This is a genomic window from Synechococcus sp. R55.2 (assembly GCF_047462075.1).
Taxonomy (GTDB): domain Bacteria; phylum Cyanobacteriota; class Cyanobacteriia; order Thermostichales; family Thermostichaceae; genus Thermostichus.
Map to the genome: position 1 here is coordinate 1 of NZ_JANSIH010000166.1, position 846 is coordinate 846.

Here is an 846-nt window from a genome sequence, read left to right on the forward strand (position 1 = left end):
TGTTAGCCATTGCCGAAGAGCAGGCCCGCGCCAAAGGGCAAACCTTTCAAGCCAGTGTCCCTCTGGAGAGCACCCTCACGACGGATCCCTTGCTGTTGGGACGCATCCTGCGGGAGCTGCTACACAACGCTGTGAAATACACCCCGGTTCAGGGATCCATCCGCTTACGGATAGGAACCGAAAGCCGTCGCAGCGTTGTAGAGGTCAGCAACAGCCGGGAGATCCCGGCCGAGGAGCTCACGCGCATTTTCGAGCGTTTTTACCGGATCCCCAGCCATGATCCTTGGAAAGAAGGGGGCACCGGTCTGGGCTTGGCTTTGGTGAAACAAATGGTGGATCAACTGAGGGGATCCATTGAGGTCAACAGCTCTGCCGGTTGGACGACTTTTACGCTACATCTACCCGAATTGCCGCAATTTTAATTCCACTTCTTCCCCTCGCTTTGGGATACATTACTGGCAGGGATCCGGGGGGGCTTTGCCTAAACCTATGACAACTCGCCTAGATTTGGCTCTCACTCTTGAAGACTTCCTCAAGTTGCCTCACATAGAAGATTCTCCGGCATGGGAGTACGTGGATGGAGTTGCCATTCAAAAACCGCTGCCCAAAGTCCGCCATTCCATTTTGCAAAAACGCCTTTTGGCTGAGGTTGACGGCAGCACCACCGACTATACTGCCCTACCCGAATTGCGATGCACTTTTGCCGGTCGTTCCATTGTTCCCGATATTGCCGTAATTGCGTGGGATCGAACTCGCCTCAGTGAAACAGGCGAGCCAGAAGATGACTTCACCGCAGCACCCGACTGGATTATCGAAATTCTTTGTTCTCCAATACACTACCCCCGC

General features: G+C 54.0%; 2 protein-coding genes. Both read left to right on the plus strand.

All coding sequences use genetic code 11. The annotated features are described in order from the left end of the window. Positions 1–422, plus strand: a 422-nt coding sequence (locus NW838_RS05820) for a sensor histidine kinase (RefSeq protein WP_414427677.1), incomplete at its 5' end; no start/stop codon positions are given. Positions 423–489: 67 nt separating this feature from the next. Then, the coding region (locus NW838_RS05825) for a Uma2 family endonuclease (RefSeq protein WP_414427678.1) at positions 490–846 on the plus strand (357 nt) is incomplete at its 3' end.